Genomic DNA, 20,405 nt, shown 5'->3' on the forward strand with positions numbered 1-20,405 from the left:
TTTACTTATGGCTATCTTTGAGATGTTATCTTTTCACTTATTTAAAATTAACTTGATTATAGTGGTTTATATGGTTATGTTTTTTATATTTGACAATCTAAAAAAAAATGAAATGAAATCAAAAATTATTTTTTGCGCAATTTTTGCTTTGCAAGTTGTTAATGGTTTTTCTCAAGACATGCAAAGCTTGAAATCTGAAGCTTTACTTTCATATAAAGCTGCAGTTAAAATGGATTTTAATACTATTTTTGAAACTACTTATCCTAAACTTTTTGAAATTACTTCAAAAGATGAAATGAAACAGATGCTTCCTGAAGTATTAGAAAATGAACAATATAGTATAAAATATGTTGAAATAGATCCGGAATTTAATGTTGGTAAAATTACGAAGATAGAAGATAAGACATTTTGTGTAATTAAGCATAAAAATGTTTACACAATGACATTTAAAACGCCCGTGCAAGATGTTAATGAAATGGTTGATACTTTTAAAAGTATAATGAAAGCAGATACGATGACATTTGATAAAGCTACAAATTCATTTCGAGTAGAATCGCAGTCAATTATGGTTGGTATTGCTGATGATGTAACTAAAAACAAATGGAAATTCCTTACTATTGACAGAGATAATGTTTTGTTTCCTATGATTTTTAGTGCTAAGATTCAAAAAGAATTAGGTTTTTAATTTGATTTGAAATCTAATATATTAAGATCTTATTTTAAATATAATCCTCACTTCGAAAGTAGTTGGGGATTTTTATAGAATTTCTTTAAGTTTTTCAGCAATCACTACATTAAAAGAGTTTAAACTTGCTATAGCTTCATTTGATTGAAAATCAAAATTGTGTTCAATTTCTTTATATTTTCTTTTGTTTTCTAGTCTGTTTACACTGTCATAAAAGCGTCTAAGTTCATCAATAGTAGATAAAATTAATTTTGGAACTGTTACATTTCTACCTTTATGATCTTTGGCTACCATAGTGAAATAACTCGAATTGCAATGTTTTTTGATGCCGGTTTGAATATGTTCAGAAGTTACACGAATACCTACAACCATCGAAGTGTTTCCCACATAATTTACAGATGCTTTTAGAGTAATTAACTCACCAATTTCAACTGGATTTAAAAAATCTACAGTATCAACGGAAGCGGTTACGCAATAAGAACCCGAATATTTTGAAGCACATGCAAAGGCAATCTGATCCATCAATTGCAATAAATAACCACCGTGAATTTTGCCACTAAAATTAGAATGTGAAGGCAACATTAACTCAGATAAGGTGATTTTTGAAGCTGAAACCGTATTTGCTGTTTCCATTATTTAATATTCATATTTGGTGATTGTTCTGGGATTACCTTTATGATATAGAAATTAGTTTCACCCCACCAAGGTAACGTTTTCATCCGTTCTTTATACTCTAATTTTACATATTGACCCTGATATTTTTTTAGATCTTCTATGACTTCTAGTTCATCTCCTTCTACAGAAAACGGAAAGAATCTACTTGCACCAAAACCTTCGTTTAATTCGCCTTCCCAAGTTTTAAAAACGATACCTCGGTTTCCAAATTTAGTTAAAATACCACTTTTAATTCCGTCGCTTAGTGTGAAATTATAAATAAACAAAGTATAACCAACTGCACTTAAGGTTATTAGCAATATTCCGTACACTAAAATTTTCTTGAACGTATTCATTTTTTTCTTATTTATTCGATTAAAACTTCATCTGTATTGTTTTCTGCTCTTTTTAAAACCGCTTCCGGAAGTGCTTTTTTAGCTTTAGCTCCCATTTTTTTCAATTTTTCAACACTAGTAATTAAATTTCCTTTTCCGTCCACTAATTTATTCATAGCACCTTGGTATTCTACCTTGGCTTCGTCCATTTTCTTGCCAATTCTTAATAAATCTTGTACAAAACCTTCAAATTTATCGTACAACGCTCCGGCTTGACGAGCAATCTCAATAGCATTTTCTTGTTGCTTTTGATTCGTCCACATACTATCAATTGTTCGCAAAGTGGCCAAAAGGGTAGAAGGCGTCACAATCACAATATTTTTCTCAAAAGCTTTGTTATATAAAGTGGTGTCTTGGTTCAAAGCAATCGCAAATGCGGGCTCAATAGGAATGAAAAGCAACACAAAATCTGGACTTTCCATATGATATAAATCGTGATAGTTTTTACTTCCTAATTGCTCCACGTGACGATTTATCGAAAGAATATGTTCTTTTAAATATACCGATTTCAAAGCTTCATCTTCTTCATTAATATAACGTTCATAAGCCGTAAGCGTCACTTTTGAGTCAATAACCATTTTCTTTCCATCCGGAAGATTGATGATTACGTCTGGAAAAACACGATTTCCATCTTCTGTGGTGTGACTTTGTTGTACAAAATATTCCCTGTCTTTTTCTAATCCCGATTTTTCTAAAACACGTTCTAAAACCAATTCGCCCCAGTTTCCTTGCATTTTACTATCGCCTTTTAAGGCTTTAGTAAGATTGATGGTTTCTCTACTCATTTGTTCGTTCATATCGCGAAGTCCCAAAATTTGTTGGCGTAATGCAGCGTGATAATCGATACTTTCCTTGTGCGTGTCTTCGACCTTCTTTTCAAAAAGCTGAATTCTATCTTGCAAAGGTGTTAGAATATTCTTTATATTTTCCTTATTTTGTTCTGTAAATTTGACTGTTTTTTCTTCCAGAATTTTGTTGGCTAAATTCTCGAATTCTTTGGTAAACTTTTCTTGCAGTTGTTCCACTTCTTGCTTTTGCTCTTTATTTCTTTCCCAAAGATTTTCAAAATCATTTTCTTTTTTCGCCAATTGAATCGCAAAACTTTCCTTTTCTTTTTGAATATTTTCTTTCTCCAAGACCAATTGGGCAATTTGTTTATCTAGCGAATTACGTTCGTTTTGAAATTGAATTTTTAATTGTTCTATCTGATTTAATAAACCATTACTACGTTCTTCCAAACCGGATTTATCGGATTGAGCTTGTGTTTTGGCTAAGAGTTTACCCAAGAAAATTCCTATTCCTAAGGCAATAATAAAGGCGAATAATGTAATGATGGTTGGTGACATAGGCTTATTTTGGAATTAAAGATACATTTTTTTTAAATACAAAATTAAAATTTATAAGTCAAAACGCCTCTTAAATTAAAAGGAGTTCCAGGAGTAAAATGAATTTCAGTTACAGAATTGGGGTCACCTTGCAAACGTGTTTCCGTTTCAAATTGGGTTTCATTCCATTCAGTATCAAATATATTTTCGACTAAAACACCGATTGTGAAGTTTTTAAACGTATAATTCAAATTCAAATCGGATACAAAATAACCTTTTGCAACAAGCGAATTATCTTCATTTGCGGGTCTATCACCTAAATAACGGCTTTTGAATGAACCTGACAAATTATTTTTAATCACACTCAAACTTCCCATAAAAGTAGATTTTGGAGCTAACGGAATATAATTTTGACCGTTTTGTTCTTCGATACTTCTTGCACTATTATAAGTGTAATCAGCATTTAAAAACAACCAATCTGTTAATTGATAACGCAATCCTATATCAATTCCTTTTCGTTCTGTTTTCCCACTTGGTTCTACAATTCCGGCATCGCCAACATAAACAAATTCTTGCTCTAAAAACATATACCATAAAGCCGTATTCACGATTAATTTTGGTGTTGGTTTCCATACAAATCCTAAATCAGAACCATAAGAAGCAGGCAATGTTTTTCGAACGCCACTAGCAATATTCACACGAGTATCATTGCTGTGAAATCCTTTTCCTGATTTTAAAACGAATTGTAATTTGTCATTATATTGGTACAAGAAGTTCAATTTTGGACTTAAAATTCCTTTATTTGTTGCCACGTTTGAATACGTTGGACTTAATTTATCGTAATAATCAAATTTAAAATAATCATAACGAATTCCCGGATTTATGATTAATTTATTGAATTTAAATTCAGCATTTCCATAAGCCGAAAGATTGCTTTCGTTGATATTGCCTAACATAATATTGTCAAGTGTTGTCAAACGATTTACAGTATGCGAAAGCTCAATATCAGCAACTTTATCTTGTCTTAAACCAATTCCTACTTGATATTTTACTGGTGTTTCTTTAAGGTTTGTTAGTTTTTCATATTCAGAATTTAAACCAAAAGTCGTACGTTTTTCTTTCTGTTTAATTTGATCACCATTAATTGGATCTTCTAAGAAAAAAGTAAAATTTGAATACAGTTCGAAATCATATAATGAAAGATAAGCACTTGTTTTCAAAGTCGAATTTTCGTCCAATTGTTTGTCGTGCTTGAAGTTTACGATGCTTCTACTCGTATTTCCTCCTTCGGTATCGTCAATGGCACCAAATCTTCCGATTAAACCTTGATCAACAGCTCTTTGTGGAATTTGTCCGGAAGCATTCCATTTGCTATCAAAATGAAAAATAGAAAATGATACTTTCGAACCTTCATTAAACAGCGTATATTTCGAAAATAAATTTGTTCGATTAAAATTTTGTGGAGCATCAAAATAACTGTCGGTTTGCAAATACGAACCTGAAAAATACAGACTTTCTTTTTCAGAATCCAAGAAATTGAACATTCCACGAATGCGTTGGGTGTTAAATTGTCCGATTTCTAAGGCTATTTCGTCAGTATTAATTCGATCTTTAGTGGTAAAATCAACATATCCGGCCGTTGCCAAATTTCCTTTGTTTGCAAAGTACGATCCTTTATCAAAGTTGATGTTGTTCACCGTTTCAGGTTGTAAAAAGTGCAAATCGGCATAACCTTGACCGTGTCCGTGAGACACCATATTTACTGGAATTCCATCAACCGAAATCGCAATATCTGTTCCGTGATCAATGTCAAAACCTCTTAGAAAAATTTGTTCTGCTTTTCCGCCACCAGCGTGTTGCCCAATAAATAAACCGGGAACCATTCGCAATAATTCTTGTGGCGAATTTACTGGATTTGTTTTAATATCGATTTTTGCAATTTCGTACAAATGATTTAATTCATTCGTAATCACAACTTCTCGTAAACTAATTGGTTTTGTATTTAAAATAAAACTATTATTCTCTGAAATTACAGTTCGTAATTCTTCAAAAGATTTATGTGAAATGCTAATGCTATCACCACTTACTGCGTTTTCTAAAGTAAATTCTCCTTTGTAGTTGGAATGTGCGTGCGATTGATTATTTAAATTTAAGACATAAACGTCGCTTATAGATTTGTTTTCGGAACTGACTACTTTTCCTTTGAAAGATTGAGATTGAGAGGCAAACGAAGCTAAAAACGCGAAAATAAAATAATAATGGTTCATTAGGATTTTTTAACGTGAAACAAAGCGTCAAAAATACAATTGTTATTCCATTTAATAAAGTTAAATCGGATCGAAATCCCATTAATATAACCTTAAGAAATTTTTCAAAATAGAATTTTGTTCCGCTTATCTTTTATTACCTTCGTTTTTTAATAAAGAATCACTTTTGATGCATCAACATTTCTTAATTCACAAGCCTTATGGCTATTTGTCGCAATTCATTTACGAATTAAAACGTCCTAAAAAGTTGTTAGGCGAATTATATAATTTTCCTGAAAATACGATGGCAATTGGCCGTTTGGATGAAGATTCGGAAGGCTTACTTTTATTAACTACAGACGGAATGATGAGTGAAGTGGTGCGAAGTAAAAAAGTAGAAAAAGAATATTATGCACAAGTGGATGGCATAATTACAGAAGAAGCTGTCGAACAATTGAAAAATGGAGTAGAAATTGGATTTAACGGTAGAAAATATCGCACCAAAAAATGTACTGCTTCAGTACTAAATGAAGTTCCAAATTTAGGAGAACGCGGTAAAAAAATTAGAGATGAACGTCACGGGCCTACGTCTTGGGTTTCGATTACGCTAACAGAAGGCAAGTTTCGTCAAGTTCGAAAAATGACTTCAGCTGTTGGGTTTCCTACTTTGAGATTAGTTCGTGTTCGTGTTGGAAACATCCATTTAAATGATTTAAAAGCCGGAGAAGTTTTAGAAGTAGCTAGTTTTGATGTATAAAAAAAAGCGATGATTCCAATAGAAATCACCGCTTTTCAACTTAATAAACTAAAACCAATTATAAAACTTCTTTGAAAAATGCTTTCATAGCTTCCCAACTTCTTTTGTCAGCCAATTCGTTGTAAGCTGCACCTTTACTAGTATCATTTCCTGCATCTTTGTGGGTAAAAGAATGCACAGCGTTTGCATAATAAACCATTTGCCAATCTGCTTTTGTAGCTCTCATTTCGTTTTGAAAAGCCTCAATTTCTTTTACTGGAACATAAGGATCATCAGCTCCGTGTAAAACTAAAACTTTTGCTTTTATTGATTCGGTCGGACTATTCTCAGCTTTAGCTAAACCGCCGTGAAAAGAAACTACCGCTTTTACATTTAAATTTCCTCTAGCGGCTTCAATTGCACCTGTTCCGCCAAAGCAATAACCAATAACTGCAATTTCATTTTTATCTGCACCAGCTTTTACTAATTGATCAATAGCTAACTGGATTCTCTTTTGATATTCCGCTGGATTATTTTTGTAAAAACCAGCATTTTTCCCAGCTTCTGAGGTATTTTTAGGATTATTTCCAACACCATAAATATCAGCCACAAAAGCGTGATAGCCTAATTTAGCTAAGGCTTCTGCCGATTCTTTTGCATTGTTGTCAACACCCATCCAAGCGGGTAAAACGATAACGCCAATTTTCTTTGGATTTGCTTTTTTAGCTTTTGCGAAATAACCTTCTAATAGCTGGGTTCCATCCGAATAAGCTACTTTGGAAACTTGACCAAAACTGGTTATTGTTGTTAAAATAAGAACACTGAAAATATATTTCATAACTTTTTTTAGTAAAATTAAGAAAATAGTTAGCTCTTGAAGTTAAACAAAAGATAAAGTTTCGATAAATTATTTGATGATAAATTTTCCAATATTCGCATCAAAAGTCAAATGTTCCGTGTCGAAAAGGGAATTAAAAATACCCGACTGAATCAAATTACAAGGTTGATCTTGCACAATTTGATTGGGAGTAAAAACGATCATTTCGTCTGCCATTTGAATCGCCAAATCAATATCGTGCGTAGAGTAGAGGATGGTTTTCTGGGTTTCGTGAGCTAGTTTTTGCAACAATTTGAGTAGAGTTGCTTTGTGGACCAAATCCAAATGGGTAGTCGGTTCGTCTAAAATAATAATCGATGTATCTTGAGCCAAAGCTCGTGCAATTAATACGATTTGCAACTGACCATCACTAATTTCATCGTGTTTTTTATGAATCAAATGATTAATTTCTGTCAATGCAATCGCTTCATTAATTTTTGTGGTATCTTCTGCGGATAACGAACCCAGCCAATTGGTGTAAGGTTGTCTTCCCAGTGCAATAATTTCGTAAACCGTCAAATTACTTGGAGGCAATTTTTCAGTTAAAACGATACTTAATTCCTGAGCTAAATCTAATGGTTTAAAACTTTGTAAAGATTTATTCAACAGCGTAACTACACCATTTAGAGGTGGAATAATTCCGGTTAAGGTTTTTAATAAAGTCGATTTCCCAATTCCGTTTTCACCAATTAAAGCAATCAGTTTTCCTTGCTCTAAACCCAAATTAATAGTGGATGCAATCGTATTTGTTTCCGATTTATTGGCGTAACCAATCGAAAGATTTGTAGCTTGTAGGATGTAACTTCTGTTTTCCATAGTCAAAACGTCTTTTTCCGAACTAATAACCAAATAACTATCGGTGCTCCAATTACTGAAGTCACCGCATTTATTGGTAATGTAATGTCATTTCCAGGAACTTGTGCAATGGTATCACAAACCAGCATCACGATTGCACCTAAAAGTAAAGTGCTCCAAAACAAAACCAAATGATTACTTGTTTGAAACAGTAATTTTGCCATATGCGGAACCGCTAAACCAATAAACGCAATCGGACCCGCAAAAGCAGTGATACTTCCGGCTAAAATTGAAGTCGCAACTATAATTAAAAAACGTGTTTTCTTATAGTTAATACCAATACTTTGGGCATATTTTTCTCCTAATAAAAGAGCATTTAACGGTTTGATTACTGTGAAACTGATTGCAATTCCTATGAAAGTTAACAACGATAAAATTGAAATTTCCTGCCAAGTCAAATTGGAGATACTTCCCATTGACCAAAAAGTAAATTTTTGTAGTTTTTCCGCGGTAGTAAAATAGGACAAAACCGAAACAATTGCACTGGTAAAACTGCCAAACATCAAGCCTACGATTAGAATTGCCATCGTATCTTTTAATTTTCGGGAAACTAACAATACCGCTAACAAAACTAAAAAAGCTCCTAAACTCGAAGCGACAACCAAACCATAACTTGATAAGAAAAACAAAGCAATATAAGTTGGTAACAATCCCGTTCCTAAAATTACGAACGCCACGCCTAAACTCGCACCTGAACTCAATCCTAAAACATAAGGTCCGGCCAACGGATTTCGAAACAAAGTTTGCATCAATAAACCTGACATTGATAGTCCAATTCCAACTAAAATTGCAGTAATTGCTTTAGGAAATCTAAAATTCCAAAGAATTATTTCCCAACTCTCCTTAGTCATTTCTTGCCCAAATATTCCTTTTACCACTTCTTTTAAAGGAATTGAAACGGAACCTAAACTGATGTTGACCAAAAACAAAAAAACCATTGCCAAAAGCAAAAGTGTAAATAATATTTTTTGTTTTTTAAGGAATAGCATTCGTTTAATTTTAGGCTAAATTACATTATTTGAATTAGAATCGTTTGCAACACAGCTATAAGAAATTAATATAATATTCAATTTTCTCATAACTTATCTGACTTATATGTTTTAAAATGTACTACTTCGTGAAATTGATTTCTACTTCTTTTTTCAACACAGATTTAAGAAATTAAAAATAATCTTATAACTTATCTGACTTATATGTTTTAAAAATGTACTACTTCGTGAAATTGATTTCTACTTCTTTTTTCAACACAGATTCAAGAAATTAAAATAATCTCATAACTTATCTGACTTATATGTTTTAAAAATGTACTACTTCGTGAAATTGATTTCTACTTCTTTTTTCAACACAGATTCAAGAAATTAAAATAATCTCATAACTTATCTGACTTATATGTTTAAAAAAAAATGTTACTTCAATCGTTCAAAAAAGTACAACTCATAATCTGGCAAAACCTCTGGATGCAAAATTTTCACAATATCTTTTAAGACCAAATCAGGCCGATTTTGTGCCAATTCATAGTAAATTACGCCACCTGTTTTTCCTTTTTTCGTGCTAAACGAATAAATATTTTTGTTTTGAACGGCTTTAAAATGTTTGTAATTCGGATGGGTATCGAGTATCTCTTCTATGGAGGTAAATTGGCCTGGGCCAATCCAGAAATCAGCATCTTTTGCTTTGTCTAAAACACTTTCAAACGATAAGGCTAAACTTCCTGTTCCTTTGGAATCTTTCCATAAATAATTACCGTTTGCTTCTTTGAAAAAGTAAGCTCCCCAGCTATCGCCTTGTGGCAAAAACCATTGATCTTTATAAATTGCACCCGAAAAAATCGTCGGTTGCGTATTAGCATTTTTCGCTAATTCGACTACCTTTTTATATTCTTTTTCTATCGAATTAAAGACTTCATTTGCCTTTTCATTCGCATCATATAACGCACCAAAAAGCTTAATCCATTCACTTTTTCCCAAAGGTGTTTTTTCGGTCCAATCGCCATTAAATAAAACTTTTAGTCCGTTTTTTTCTAAATTTTTGTAGGTTTTTAAATCGCCATCGACACCAAAACCAATAATTATATCGGGCTGAATGTCCAGAATAACTTCGGTATTTAACCCTTGATTACTGCCTAAATCCCTTACTTTTCCGGCATCAATCAGAGCTCTTGTTTTTTCTGAAGAAATGTAATCGGTAGTCGGAAATCCTATCAAAGTTTTTTCCACACCTAAAGCTTCTAACGACGGAATGTGCGTGGTCGATGTAACAATAATTTTTTTCACAGGCACTTCAATCGAAGTAAAATTTTGCAAGCTATCAGGAATTTGAACGCCTTTTTTATGTAAAATATAAGTAAACGTTTTCTGCGCTTCCGGATAAGCATTCGACACTTTAACAATCGAAAAATTTTCGTACTTATGAATTGAAAAACCAGTAGCATATTGCACACTATTGGCAACAGTAGCTGTTGAATTTGTTGGGTTTTCTGATTTTTTACATTGGGTTAATCCCAAAAATAAAACGACTAAAAAGAAATACTGACGCATAAAAAATATTTTTGCAAAAGTAGTACTTTACTTTCAATGTGGCACTTTTTGTAACAAATGATGCAAAACGAACCAACTAAAACTGCTAAATTCGCAAAAAAAAATAAGATGAGAGATTCAAACGAATTTATGTACGCCGTTGCCACCATTATCATCGCTCACTTTGTAATTGGTTTTATTTGGTTGTGGCGCAAAATGAATAAGAAATAGTAATTTTTTTGGAGCTATTTCCTGCTATCCGTTCTATCTTTTTACAAAATTAAATGGTTTCTAAAACCATTTAATTTTGTAAAAAGGATGCCACTCCTATCAGGGCTAGGGATTTTCGTTACTTAGTGCTAAAATTTATAGGAAGTGCGTAACTAGTTATTACAGCTTTTCCTTTGTGTGTTCCAGGTATAAATTTTGGTAATTTTTCAATAACTCTTTTCACTTCTGCTTCATAAACACCGTTAAAGTTGGATCTTCTTGTTGTAATATTTATTACTTTTCCTTCTTTATCAATTTGAAATTGAACTATAACTCTTATAACTTGTGATTCATTTTCAGCTTCTGAAGGTGTTTTTAGATTTCTTTTGATATGGAATTGCATTTGTTCATAAAAGCATTCTCTTTGAGCAGTTTTCTCTACTTTTTCACAAGCAGAAAATATGGGAATTTGTTCTATTACAGCGAATGGAACTGTGTCATCTTCTGATTCCTTAGCAATAGTTTGAACCAGAATTTCATCTCCATCCTTAATTTCAATCGGTTCTATTTTAGGTTCTTTAACTTCTGCTTTTTTAGTCTGTGAAAAACTATTAATCACAAATAAAATCAAAAAAAAAGTAACAATATTTTTCATATCAAAAAGTTCTATAAATTCAAATTTAGGATTAAATCTTGTATTCTGTTATATTTAATGTAAATTTGCACTCGAATTTTGGTTGTTGTTTCTGAATTTTTCAAAACAACATTAAAAGGGAATTAGGTGAAATACCTAAGCTGTACCCGCAACTGTAAGCTATAAAGCCTGTTATTATCTACATTACCACTGTCGTTAATTTGGATGTAAGAATTCTGAATTTGGAAAATTTTATTTCTGACTTCTGACTTTTAAATTCTAACTTTCGATGGGAAGGTGAATAACAAGACGCAAGCCAGGAGACCTGCCACATTCATATAGAGTAACTAATCTTCGGGAAAAAAGGTTTGCATTTATGAAAGCAGTTCAGCTTAGCAGTATTTTTGTATTTTTATTTTTGAGTTGTTCTTTATGGGCACAAGATTCCACGGCTATTCTTTTGCGAGAAGTAGAAGTGTCCGATCATTTGCTAAAAGATTTTTCTAAAACCCAAAACATTACTACACTTTCCGATAGCATTATCAAGCGTAATTCAAGTTTCTTGACTTCATTGCTCAACTATAATTCCTTAATTTATTTCAAAGAAAATGGATTAGGTGGTGCTTCATCGCCCTCTTTTAGAGGAACAACCGCTTCACAAACTGCTGTGGTTTGGAACGGAATCAATATCAATTCCCAACTGTTAGGCCAAACCGATTTCAACACGGTTAATTCGCTGGGATTTAATTCAGTTACCGTAAAACCAGGAGGTGGAAGCGTTTTATATGGTTCGGGAGCCATTGGCGGAAGCATTCATTTGAATACCGATCTATATTATTATAAAAAATTTGAAAATGAGGTTTTTCTAAAATATGGAAGTTTTAATACTTTTGAAGGGCGTTTTCAATCCAAATTAGCTTCTGAAAAGTATAGTTTGCAAATTGGTTTTTCGCAAACGAGTTCCGATAATGATTACAAATGGCTTAAGAAAAACAGACGTAATTTAAATGGTGAATTCCAGAATTATTCACTCTCAACAAATTTCGGTTATAAAATCAATCAAAAAAATACGATTAAGTTTTTTAGCAATGTTTTTGATGGCGAACGTCATTTTTCTTTAGTGCTTCCCACAGAAATACCTACAAAATATACCAATTACAACCTTAGAAATTTACTCGAATGGCAAGTTGATTTCAATAAATTCACTTCACGTCTAAAAGTCGCACATTTACACGAAGCATATAAATATTTTCCAAACGTCAATAATGATTTTTACACTTTTGGAAAAGTAGAAACATTCCTAGTTAAGCAAGATTTAGCCTATGCCATTTCGGATAAAATGAAATTAAATTCAGTACTCGATTTTACGCAAAATAAGGGCGATGGTTCTGATATTTTAGACAAAAAACGTCAAATTGGTTCGGCTAGTTTACTATTCAGTCATTTGATAGGAAGCAATTTTCTCTACGAAATTACTGCTCGAAAAGAAATTACTGATAATTATGAAAGTCCGTTCTTGTTTTCAATAGGAACGAAATTAAATGCGACTGATTTTTATACTTTAAAATTAAATGCTTCAAAAAGTTTTAGAATTCCAACATTTAACGATTTGTATTGGCTAGGAAGTGGTAACACTGATTTAAAACCAGAAACTTCGCATCAAGCCGAACTTATTAATGAATTAAATTTTAAAAATTTCGGATTTTCGGTAACTGGTTTTTACAATTCGGTTGAAGATATGTTGCGTTGGATTCCATCAGGTTCTGTTTGGCGACCTCAAAACACCGATGAAGTAGAAATTTTCGGATTTGAAACGGGGTTTATCTACAAAAAAAGCATTGGAGATCATCATTTTCAAATCAATGGAAATTATGGTTATACTTCCTCACGCGATAAAAGGCTTGATAAATATCTGATTTATGTTCCAAATCACAAGGCAAACGCACACATTTCGTACAGTAAAAATCAATTGGGCATTTATGCAGATTATCTTTTTGTGGGCGAAGTTTATACGCGATCAGATAATACTTCACGCTATAATTTAGACGCTTATCAGGTGTATAATTTAGGAGCAGATTACACTTTTAAATCCAATTATATGTTGGGAATTAAAGTCCAAAACTTATTAAATATTTATTATGAAAGTGTGGAAAACAGACCCTTACCAGGTCGAAACTTTATGATGTATTTGAATATTAAATTTTAACAAGAACAATCAAAATAATTTTAAACAATTAATTAAATTAAGAATATGAGAACAACCTTTAAAAAGATAGCTTTATTAGCTGTTTCAATTTCGTTTTTTATGGTTTCGTGTAGTAGTGATGATAACAATGTTGCCACTTCACAAGGTGTTTTTGATAATGGAATATTTATTACAAATGAAGGAAATAGTGCTTTATCTACTGCTTCAATCTCATTTATTTCTGAAAACGGAACAGTAGAACAAGATATCTTTAGAGCGGTTAATCCAAATGCAGAAGAAATTGGAACATATCTTCAGGATATGTTTTTTGATGATACAAGAGCTTTCATTATTTCTGGAAGTGCAAATAAAATTACTGTAGTTGATCGTTATACTTTTCAATATATCGCAACAATTGCAACAAACATTAGTAATCCAAGATATGGAGTTGTTGAAAATGGAAAAGCATTTATTGTAAACCAAGCAGATTGGTCAACTGGAGCGGATGATTATCTAACGGTTGTAAATTTATCAAATTATACAACATCTACTATTGCTTTAGGAGTTTCATCGGATCATATTACAAAAGCGAATGGTAAAGTTTATGTTTCAAATGGTTATTATGGAAGTGGTAATTCAGTTTCAGTTATTAACACAACGACAAATGCAGTGGAAGATGTAATTGATTTAGGAGCTGGTAATTCGCCATCTACATTGCAAGAAAAAAATGGCGTGCTTTATGTTTTAGCCGCATCGAATATTTTCAAAATAAATACGGTAAATAATCAAGTTATTAGTTCTATTGTAATTCCAACAGCTATTGACTTTCCTAGTAATTTAACAATAGCAGATAGTAAAATTTATTTCACTGGTAATTCAACTTCAGTTTATGCAACAGAGCTTAATGCTACAACGGTTTCATCAACAGCAATTCTGAGTTATACTTCTACTTCAGCTTATGGTCCAATGTATGGATTTGCAGTAAATAATGGTAAGATTTATATCTCTGATGGTGGAGATTTCGCATCCGATAGTAACGCTTACATTTATTCAACTTCAGGATCTTTATTGAATACCTATACTGTAGGTGTTGGTCCAAATGGCTTTTATTTTAACTAATTCAAACAAATTATATGCAGAGGTTTCAAAAGCCTCTGCATTTTTTTATCAAATTTTAAATTTTCAATAATGACAAAAAATTACATTTTATCCTTTTTATTTTTATTCTCTTCTTTCTTCTCATTTTCTCAAACAGAATTCTTAGATGGAATTTTGGTGTTAAACGAAGGTGGAAATTCCGATATTAGCTTTATTTCAGCAACAAATCAAGTTACCAATAATGTATACGGATTGTCAAATTCTGGCGGTCAAATGGGAAAAATTGGTCAAAGTTTAACCATGCACAACAATATTGCAATTGTTGCTTTAAACGGTTCTGATAAGGTTGTAATTGCAAATAACAAAACTTTTGAGAACATTGCCACAATTAGTTCAGGCGTTGTTAATCCAAGATATACCGCAGTTTATAATAACAAAGCTTATGTAACTTGTTGGGGAAGCGGTGGCGATACAACAGATGATTATTTAGCAGTTATTAATTTAACTACTAATACTTTAGAAGCTCCAATTCCAATGCCAGAAGGGGTTGAGAAAATTAAAGAAATTAATGGGAAGCTTTATATCGCTCACCAAGGCGGTTATAATACAGGAAATATTGTTACGGTTTATGACATTTTTGCTGGAACTTCGACAACAATTAGTGTGAATGATGTTCCAACAGAAATGATAAAAGTTGGGAATTTCCTATATGTATTATCAGCAGGTTTACAAACTTGGCATGCAGGCGGACCAACAATTGCGAGTTTAGCAAAAATCGATTTAACTACCGATACTGTTATTTCAACTTCAAATTTTGATGCTTCTGTAACTGCTTTTCATATGGATACTGATGGAACAAATTTATACATTACTTCAAATGTTGATATTTACAGATATAATTTAACTTCAGATACTTTAGAAGCTACTTCTTTTATTACAACTACTGCTACTGGATATTCTGGAATTTATGGTTTAAATGTAATCGATGATAAAATTTATGTGGCTGATGCAAATAATTATGCAGTTAATGGTTTTGTGTATGAATATGATTTAACGGGCACTTTATTATATACTTACACAGTCGGTCAAAATCCAAATCACATTTACAAAGCAACTCAAAGCAATTTAGGTACAAATACAAGTACTTTAACTAGTATTTCGGTTTATCCTAATCCAACAACGGATGTGTTTTATGTGAAATCAACAAGTGACTTGCAAATTAAAATTTACGATTTATCAGGAAAAATGCTAAAAGCTGTAAACTCTTCTAAAGACGCAATCGATGTTTCTGATTTTTCAGCCGGAATTTATATTGTTGAATTAGTAGGAGAAAATCAGAAACAAGTTATAAAATTAGTTAAGAAATAATTCTTTTAAAACGATTATGAAACAATTAATAGTACTGTTTTCTATTTTTCTTGCAAATAGTATCAATGCACAATCGTATGCTCCGGCAGCGGGTTTACCAGGATCTACAGCAATACATAAAGATGACGGACAATTCGTGGCTTGGGCTACGGGAATAAGGGTAACGCGAGGCTATCAAAATATCGCAGATACTTCTTTAGGTTTTGCAGATGCTGGAATCCCAGAAAATGTATTAGGAACTCCTCAAGGTTATATTGTAAGTTTAGGTGATAGAGGAGAAGCAACCGTTACTTTTGCAAATCCAATTTTCGATGGACCAGGATTTGATTTTGCGGTTTTTGAAAATGGAGGTGTTGCTTTTTTGGAATTAGGAATTGTAGAAGTTAGTTCGGATGGTGTTACTTTTTTCGGATTTCCAACACATAGCGAAACCCAAAGGGCTACTCAAATTGGTTCTTTTGGATCGCCTGCAGCAGAATATTTAAACAACATTGCCGGAAAATATGCCGGAAATTATGGAACTCCTTTTGATTTAAATGAAATTCCAAACAGTCCACTTTTAGACAAACAAAATATTACGCATGTAAAAGTCATTGATGTTGTAGGAAGTATTAATCCACTTTATGCAACATTTGATAGTTTTAATAATCCAATAAATGATTCTTATCCTACGGCTTTTTCTTCTGGAGGATTTGATTTACAAGCGGTAGGAGTTATTAATGAAAAGGTTTTGAGTAGTGAAACATTTACAGCAGAAAAATTGATTATCTATCCAAATCCAATAAAAGACATTTTCTACAGCAATTGTATGGAAAATGTTCAAATCGAAATTTATGATCTTACGGCTCGTTTGGTGAAGAAAATGGAAGCTGTTTCAAGTAACGGAATAAACGTTTCCGATTTACCTTCCGGACCTTATTTTGTACATTTTAAGTGCGAAGAAAGTAAAATTGTAAAGAAGATACTAGTACAATAACTAGTTTTTGATCATAGAATAAAAAAACTCAAAACATATTCGTTTTGAGTTTTTTTATTTTTTATTAGACTGAGAATCTTATTTATTTTAAATTAGTTTGAAGTATTATTTAAATACATTTCATCACCAAATAAGCGCATTGATTTAGAATCTTCAAAATGATTGAACAATTGCGCTGGTAATCTCTGCTGAAATCTACCGTTTATATTGATGTAATTTAATGCTGCATTTAAAAGAGGATCAGAGTTTTCGCCAATCGCACCCAAATCACCTAAATCTTCTAATTGCGTTTGGTCGGGTTCTAAACCATTAGTGTAATCACTAAAATCAGCATTATTGGCGATTTTAAGCACTATGGGTTGCATTGCATATTTATGCGTTGGATTTACATTTTGCTTTCTAAAAGATGGTGAATCATATACTGTAATTGAACCGACATTTTTACCAGCAGTAATGTCACCAATTTGAATTACATCAATATAAGGAGCAAGACCGTTAATAACTAATTCACTAGCTGATGCCGAACGTTTTGTAGTTAAAATATATACTTTACTTAAGTTTAAGTGATTAATGTTATTTCCATTTTCTATTGAAGAAGTAAATCTGTTTAGTAATTGTTCAGGATTATTAATTAAATTTTCAATTTTATAGTTCCATTGCTGCTTAGCAAAAATTTGATTGCTAAACTGACCAGTGATCATACTAGCTAATCGTGTAGCCGTATTTACAGAACCTCCAGAATTATAACGAAGATCTAAAATTAAATGAGTAATTCCTTCTCCTTGAAAATAGCCAAAAGCATTATTTAATTCGTTCTCATAATTGGTATAAAATCCGTTGTACATCAAATAACCAATCTTTTTTGAACCGTCAACAAATACCTTTTTCATATAAACCGGATTTTCCGAGAAGTTTGTTTTAGTTAAAGAAACAGAATTACCATTTGGCGTGATTGCACCTGCATCATAAGATGCAAAGTTTAAGGTATAATTAATTTCATTAAGCAAACTTTTGTAATTTGAGGTTGTAAGCGGAGTTCCATTTACGGCATAAAAAATAGCACCACGATTAATAGCCTTGGTCGAAGCATCTGAATTAGGTAAGATATAACGAACCCAACCAAATAATTCCGTAGAACTTCCTTGTTTATAGCGCAATTCATAATCAACACCATTATTCATTTGCGTTCCGATCAGTGCTTGCTCTAATTGCGTATAATCAGAAAAGAGAACACTAAAACGGTCGATAGAAGGATCAACTAATAAATGGGAAAATAGTGCTTCAGGCGAATTATAAGAATTAATAAAATTGTTATATTCACTAGTATTTGCGAATCGATTGTCAGCTAAATCAGGAGAATCACTTAGCCAGTAGTAATATTGATTTAGACCTTTCCAAATAAAGTTATTAACTGATCCACTAGGTACTTTATCATCAAAATCGTCGGAACATTTTATAAAACTCTGTACTAAAAGCAACAACAGTAAAGTAAAGCCTAATTTCTTCATAAAAATTTTCTTTAAATATAATTATATTTTTAATTGTAACAAAATCAATTTACATTCGTCTTCTTAATATATCAATCTATTACAATGAACCAAAACGAGTTTATACAAGTCGTTACTCCTTTTAAAGATAAGTTATTTCGTTTAGCAAAACGAATGCTTGTGAGTAGGGAAGAAGCGGAAGACGCTACTCAGGAAGTAATGGTGCGTTTGTGGAATAAAAATGGTGACTTAGAACGTTATAACAGCGTAGAAGCTTTAGCAATGACAATGACTAAAAATTATTGTTTGGATCAGTTAAAAAGTAAAAGAGCGACTAATGTACAATTGGTTCATACAAATTATCAAAATAATGATACTAGTATTGACAAGCAAATTGAACATCAAAACACATTACAATGGGCAGAAAAACTGATCAATGATTTGCCCGAACAACAACGACTCATTTTACAACTTCGGGAAATAGAAGAATATGAATTTTCGGATATTGCACAAGTATTAGAAATGAATGAAACGGCAGTTAGAGTTGCTTTATCACGAGCACGTAAAACGCTGAGAATACAAATTGAAAAAACACATAATTATGGAACTTACATTAATTGAACAATTAGTAGAAAAATATTTTGAAGGAGCGACTACTATAGCGGAAGAAAAACAATTAAAAACGTATTTCTCTTCGAATGGTGTTGCTCCACATTTGGTAAAATATCAATCGTTATTTGCTTACTTTCAAACTGAAAAAGCAACGAAATTTGAACAAAATCTGAAGATACAACCTAGAAAAATGAATAGCGCTAAATGGATGGGAATTGCAGCTAGTTTTCTAGTTCTGTTTGGGTTAGCAACATTTTTTCTATATCCATCGCAAATTAAAAATACGGATTTAGGAACTTATGATAATCCTGAGGAAGCAATGAAAGCAACTCACAAGGCTTTATTAATGGTTTCCGAACAAGTGAATATTGGCATGGAAAGTACAGTATATCTTGAAGAATATGAAAATACAACAAAAACAATTTTTAAATAAAAACAAAATGAAAAATTTAATAGTAATATTCGCTTTTTTAGTCGCTGCGGGGAATTCTTTTGCACAAAGTGTATTTGATAAATTTGAAGATAAAGAAGGAATTGCTTCTGTAATTGTAAACAAGAAGATGTTTGAAATGATGAGTAAAGTTAAAGTTGATGCAAAAGACAAAGAAATGCAACAATATATGAGCTTACTTAAAAAATTAGAAAATTTAAAAGTATTCACTACTAGTAATGCAAAATTAGGAGTGGATATGAAAGCAACTGTAACGAGTTACTTAAAATCTAATCCGTTGGAGGAATTAATGCGTGTTAATGGAGATGGTAAAAACGTAAAAATATACGTAAAATCTGGAGGCAATGATAGTATTGTAAGAGAGCTTTTAATGTTTATTGAAGGTTCAAATGTGAAAGACGCAAATACTATCGTTTTATCATTAACTGGAAACTTTAATTTGGATGAAATAGCCGTACTGACCGAAAAAATGAATTTACCGGGAGGTGATGATTTGAAAAAAGCTTCAAAAAAATAAACCAATGAAAAAGTTAGCCATCTTTTTTTTAGGAGTACTTTTTTTAATGAGTTGTGAAGACAAACCTTCGCTTCAGAAGTATTTTGTGAAGAATACAGAATCTTCTGATTTCATTGCAGTGGATTTGCCCCCAAGCTTTATAAAATCAGATAAAATTAGATTGTCTGAAAATGAAAAAGAAGCTTTAAATTCGTTTGATAAAATGAATATTCTTGCTTTCAAATCAGACGCTACAAAAACTGTTGCTTACGACAAAGAGATTTTAGAAGTTAAAAAAATTCTGAAAGATGAAAGTTATCAACAATTAATGAAAGCGGGTTCTGGCAACGATGGTGCTGCCGTTTATTTTGTCGGTGCAGATGACGAGCATATTAAAGAATTTGTAATTTTAGCAGGAAAAAAAGAAAATGGTTTTGCAATAATAAGAGTTTTGGGAACTGATATGAACCCAACACATATATTTAATATGATAAGACTTTTACAAAAATCAGATGTAAATTTAGAACAATTAAAACCTTTACAAGCATTAATGAAATAATACTGTTTGAAAGTTATAGTATTGATCTGAAAATATAATA

21 protein-coding genes and 1 riboswitch are annotated in these 20,405 nt (G+C 32.0%); of the genes, 11 read left to right on the forward strand and 10 right to left on the reverse strand.

The features are described 5' to 3' along the window. Window positions 1–112: 112 nt before the first annotated feature. On the forward strand, window positions 113–685 hold the full coding sequence (locus T1L09_RS02440; RefSeq protein WP_322549352.1) for a hypothetical protein: 573 nt from the start codon (window positions 113–115) through the stop codon (window positions 683–685). A 72-nt stretch (window positions 686–757) separates the two neighbouring features. Here T1L09_RS02440 and T1L09_RS02445 read toward each other — a convergent pair whose 3' ends face one another. Genes T1L09_RS02445 through T1L09_RS02460 form a run of 4 tightly spaced genes read right to left on the reverse strand, consistent with a single transcriptional unit; the run spans window position 758 to window position 5,326 of the window. Next, window positions 758–1,318 carry an acyl-CoA thioesterase gene (locus T1L09_RS02445; RefSeq protein WP_322549353.1) on the reverse strand — a complete coding sequence of 187 codons (561 nt, stop codon included), beginning with the start codon at window positions 1,316–1,318 and terminating at the stop codon, window positions 758–760. Next, complete coding sequence (locus tag T1L09_RS02450; RefSeq protein ID WP_322549354.1) at window positions 1,318–1,695, reverse strand: 6-phosphogluconate dehydrogenase; 378 nt, start codon at window positions 1,693–1,695, stop codon at window positions 1,318–1,320. The genes T1L09_RS02445 and T1L09_RS02450 overlap by 1 nt, the downstream gene beginning before the upstream one ends. 11 nt (window positions 1,696–1,706) lie before the next feature. Next, window positions 1,707–3,080, reverse strand: a complete 1,374-nt coding sequence (locus tag T1L09_RS02455; protein ID WP_322549355.1) for a DNA recombination protein RmuC — start codon at window positions 3,078–3,080, stop codon at window positions 1,707–1,709. A gap of 44 nt (window positions 3,081–3,124) precedes the next feature. After that, entirely contained in the window at window positions 3,125–5,326 is a 2,202-nt protein-coding gene (locus T1L09_RS02460; RefSeq protein WP_322549356.1) for a TonB-dependent receptor, read from the reverse strand. A gap of 169 nt (window positions 5,327–5,495) precedes the next feature. Here T1L09_RS02460 and T1L09_RS02465 point away from each other — a divergent pair, with 169 nt between their 5' ends. Further along, window positions 5,496–6,062, forward strand: coding sequence for a pseudouridine synthase (locus T1L09_RS02465; RefSeq protein WP_322549420.1), 567 nt, complete (start codon window positions 5,496–5,498; stop codon window positions 6,060–6,062). A 58-nt stretch (window positions 6,063–6,120) separates the two neighbouring features. Here T1L09_RS02465 and T1L09_RS02470 read toward each other — a convergent pair whose 3' ends face one another. From T1L09_RS02470 to T1L09_RS02485, 4 genes are all read right to left on the reverse strand, one after another. Further along, entirely contained in the window at window positions 6,121–6,879 is a 759-nt protein-coding gene (locus tag T1L09_RS02470) for a dienelactone hydrolase family protein (RefSeq protein WP_322549357.1), read from the reverse strand. Window positions 6,880–6,948: 69 nt separating this feature from the next. Continuing rightward, the gene (locus T1L09_RS02475; protein ID WP_322549358.1) at window positions 6,949–7,734 is read right to left on the reverse strand and encodes an ABC transporter ATP-binding protein; all 786 of its coding nucleotides are present in this window, start codon (window positions 7,732–7,734) and stop codon (window positions 6,949–6,951) included. A 2-nt stretch (window positions 7,735–7,736) separates the two neighbouring features. After that, window positions 7,737–8,762 (reverse strand): FecCD family ABC transporter permease, encoded by a 1,026-nt coding sequence (locus tag T1L09_RS02480; RefSeq protein WP_322549359.1) that lies wholly within the window; start codon window positions 8,760–8,762, stop codon window positions 7,737–7,739. Window positions 8,763–9,179: 417 nt separating this feature from the next. Beyond that, complete coding sequence (locus tag T1L09_RS02485) at window positions 9,180–10,310, reverse strand: ABC transporter substrate-binding protein (RefSeq protein ID WP_322549360.1); 1,131 nt, start codon at window positions 10,308–10,310, stop codon at window positions 9,180–9,182. 57 nt (window positions 10,311–10,367) lie between these two features. On the opposite strand from T1L09_RS02485, the gene T1L09_RS02490 reads away from it, so the two are divergent. Further along, on the forward strand, window positions 10,368–10,520 hold the full coding sequence (locus tag T1L09_RS02490; RefSeq protein WP_322549361.1) for a hypothetical protein: 153 nt from the start codon (window positions 10,368–10,370) through the stop codon (window positions 10,518–10,520). Window positions 10,521–10,638: 118 nt separating this feature from the next. Here T1L09_RS02490 and T1L09_RS02495 read toward each other — a convergent pair whose 3' ends face one another. Then, window positions 10,639–11,154, reverse strand: coding sequence for an energy transducer TonB (locus T1L09_RS02495; protein ID WP_322549362.1), 516 nt, complete (start codon window positions 11,152–11,154; stop codon window positions 10,639–10,641). 62 nt (window positions 11,155–11,216) lie between these two features. After that, window positions 11,217–11,480: riboswitch (cobalamin riboswitch) on the forward strand. Between the two features lie 29 nt (window positions 11,481–11,509). Between T1L09_RS02495 and T1L09_RS02500 the strand changes: the two genes are divergently transcribed. The 4 genes from T1L09_RS02500 to T1L09_RS02515 all read left to right on the forward strand — a co-directional run bounded on the left by T1L09_RS02500 (window position 11,510) and on the right by T1L09_RS02515 (window position 16,760). Then, complete coding sequence (locus T1L09_RS02500; protein WP_322549363.1) at window positions 11,510–13,339, forward strand: TonB-dependent receptor plug domain-containing protein; 1,830 nt, start codon at window positions 11,510–11,512, stop codon at window positions 13,337–13,339. 45 nt (window positions 13,340–13,384) lie between these two features. Continuing rightward, window positions 13,385–14,437, forward strand: coding sequence for a YncE family protein (locus tag T1L09_RS02505; protein ID WP_322549364.1), 1,053 nt, complete (start codon window positions 13,385–13,387; stop codon window positions 14,435–14,437). A 69-nt stretch (window positions 14,438–14,506) separates the two neighbouring features. Next, on the forward strand, window positions 14,507–15,784 hold the full coding sequence (locus T1L09_RS02510) for a T9SS type A sorting domain-containing protein (protein WP_322549366.1): 1,278 nt from the start codon (window positions 14,507–14,509) through the stop codon (window positions 15,782–15,784). A gap of 16 nt (window positions 15,785–15,800) precedes the next feature. Continuing rightward, the gene (locus tag T1L09_RS02515; RefSeq protein WP_322549368.1) at window positions 15,801–16,760 is read left to right on the forward strand and encodes a T9SS type A sorting domain-containing protein; all 960 of its coding nucleotides are present in this window, start codon (window positions 15,801–15,803) and stop codon (window positions 16,758–16,760) included. Window positions 16,761–16,852: 92 nt separating this feature from the next. Here the strand turns inward: T1L09_RS02515 and T1L09_RS02520 are convergent, their stop codons facing one another. Next, window positions 16,853–18,268, reverse strand: a complete 1,416-nt coding sequence (locus T1L09_RS02520; protein WP_322549370.1) for a S41 family peptidase — start codon at window positions 18,266–18,268, stop codon at window positions 16,853–16,855. 84 nt (window positions 18,269–18,352) lie between these two features. Here T1L09_RS02520 and T1L09_RS02525 point away from each other — a divergent pair, with 84 nt between their 5' ends. From T1L09_RS02525 to T1L09_RS02540, 4 genes are read left to right on the forward strand one after another with little or no spacing between them, the layout of a single operon-like run. Beyond that, window positions 18,353–18,868, forward strand: a complete 516-nt coding sequence (locus T1L09_RS02525; RefSeq protein ID WP_322549371.1) for an RNA polymerase sigma factor — start codon at window positions 18,353–18,355, stop codon at window positions 18,866–18,868. Then, window positions 18,849–19,292 (forward strand): hypothetical protein, encoded by a 444-nt coding sequence (locus tag T1L09_RS02530; RefSeq protein WP_322549373.1) that lies wholly within the window; start codon window positions 18,849–18,851, stop codon window positions 19,290–19,292. The genes T1L09_RS02525 and T1L09_RS02530 overlap by 20 nt, the downstream gene beginning before the upstream one ends. 7 nt (window positions 19,293–19,299) lie before the next feature. Then, entirely contained in the window at window positions 19,300–19,827 is a 528-nt protein-coding gene (locus T1L09_RS02535; protein ID WP_322549374.1) for a DUF4252 domain-containing protein, read from the forward strand. Window positions 19,828–19,831: 4 nt separating this feature from the next. Then, a complete protein-coding gene (locus tag T1L09_RS02540) occupies window positions 19,832–20,365 on the forward strand; it encodes a DUF4252 domain-containing protein (RefSeq protein WP_322549375.1) in 534 nt (177 codons plus the stop codon). Window positions 20,366–20,405 lie beyond the last annotated feature (40 nt).

It is taken from the genome of Flavobacterium psychraquaticum, from assembly GCF_034497725.1.
GTDB lineage: Bacteria > Bacteroidota > Bacteroidia > Flavobacteriales > Flavobacteriaceae > Flavobacterium > Flavobacterium psychraquaticum.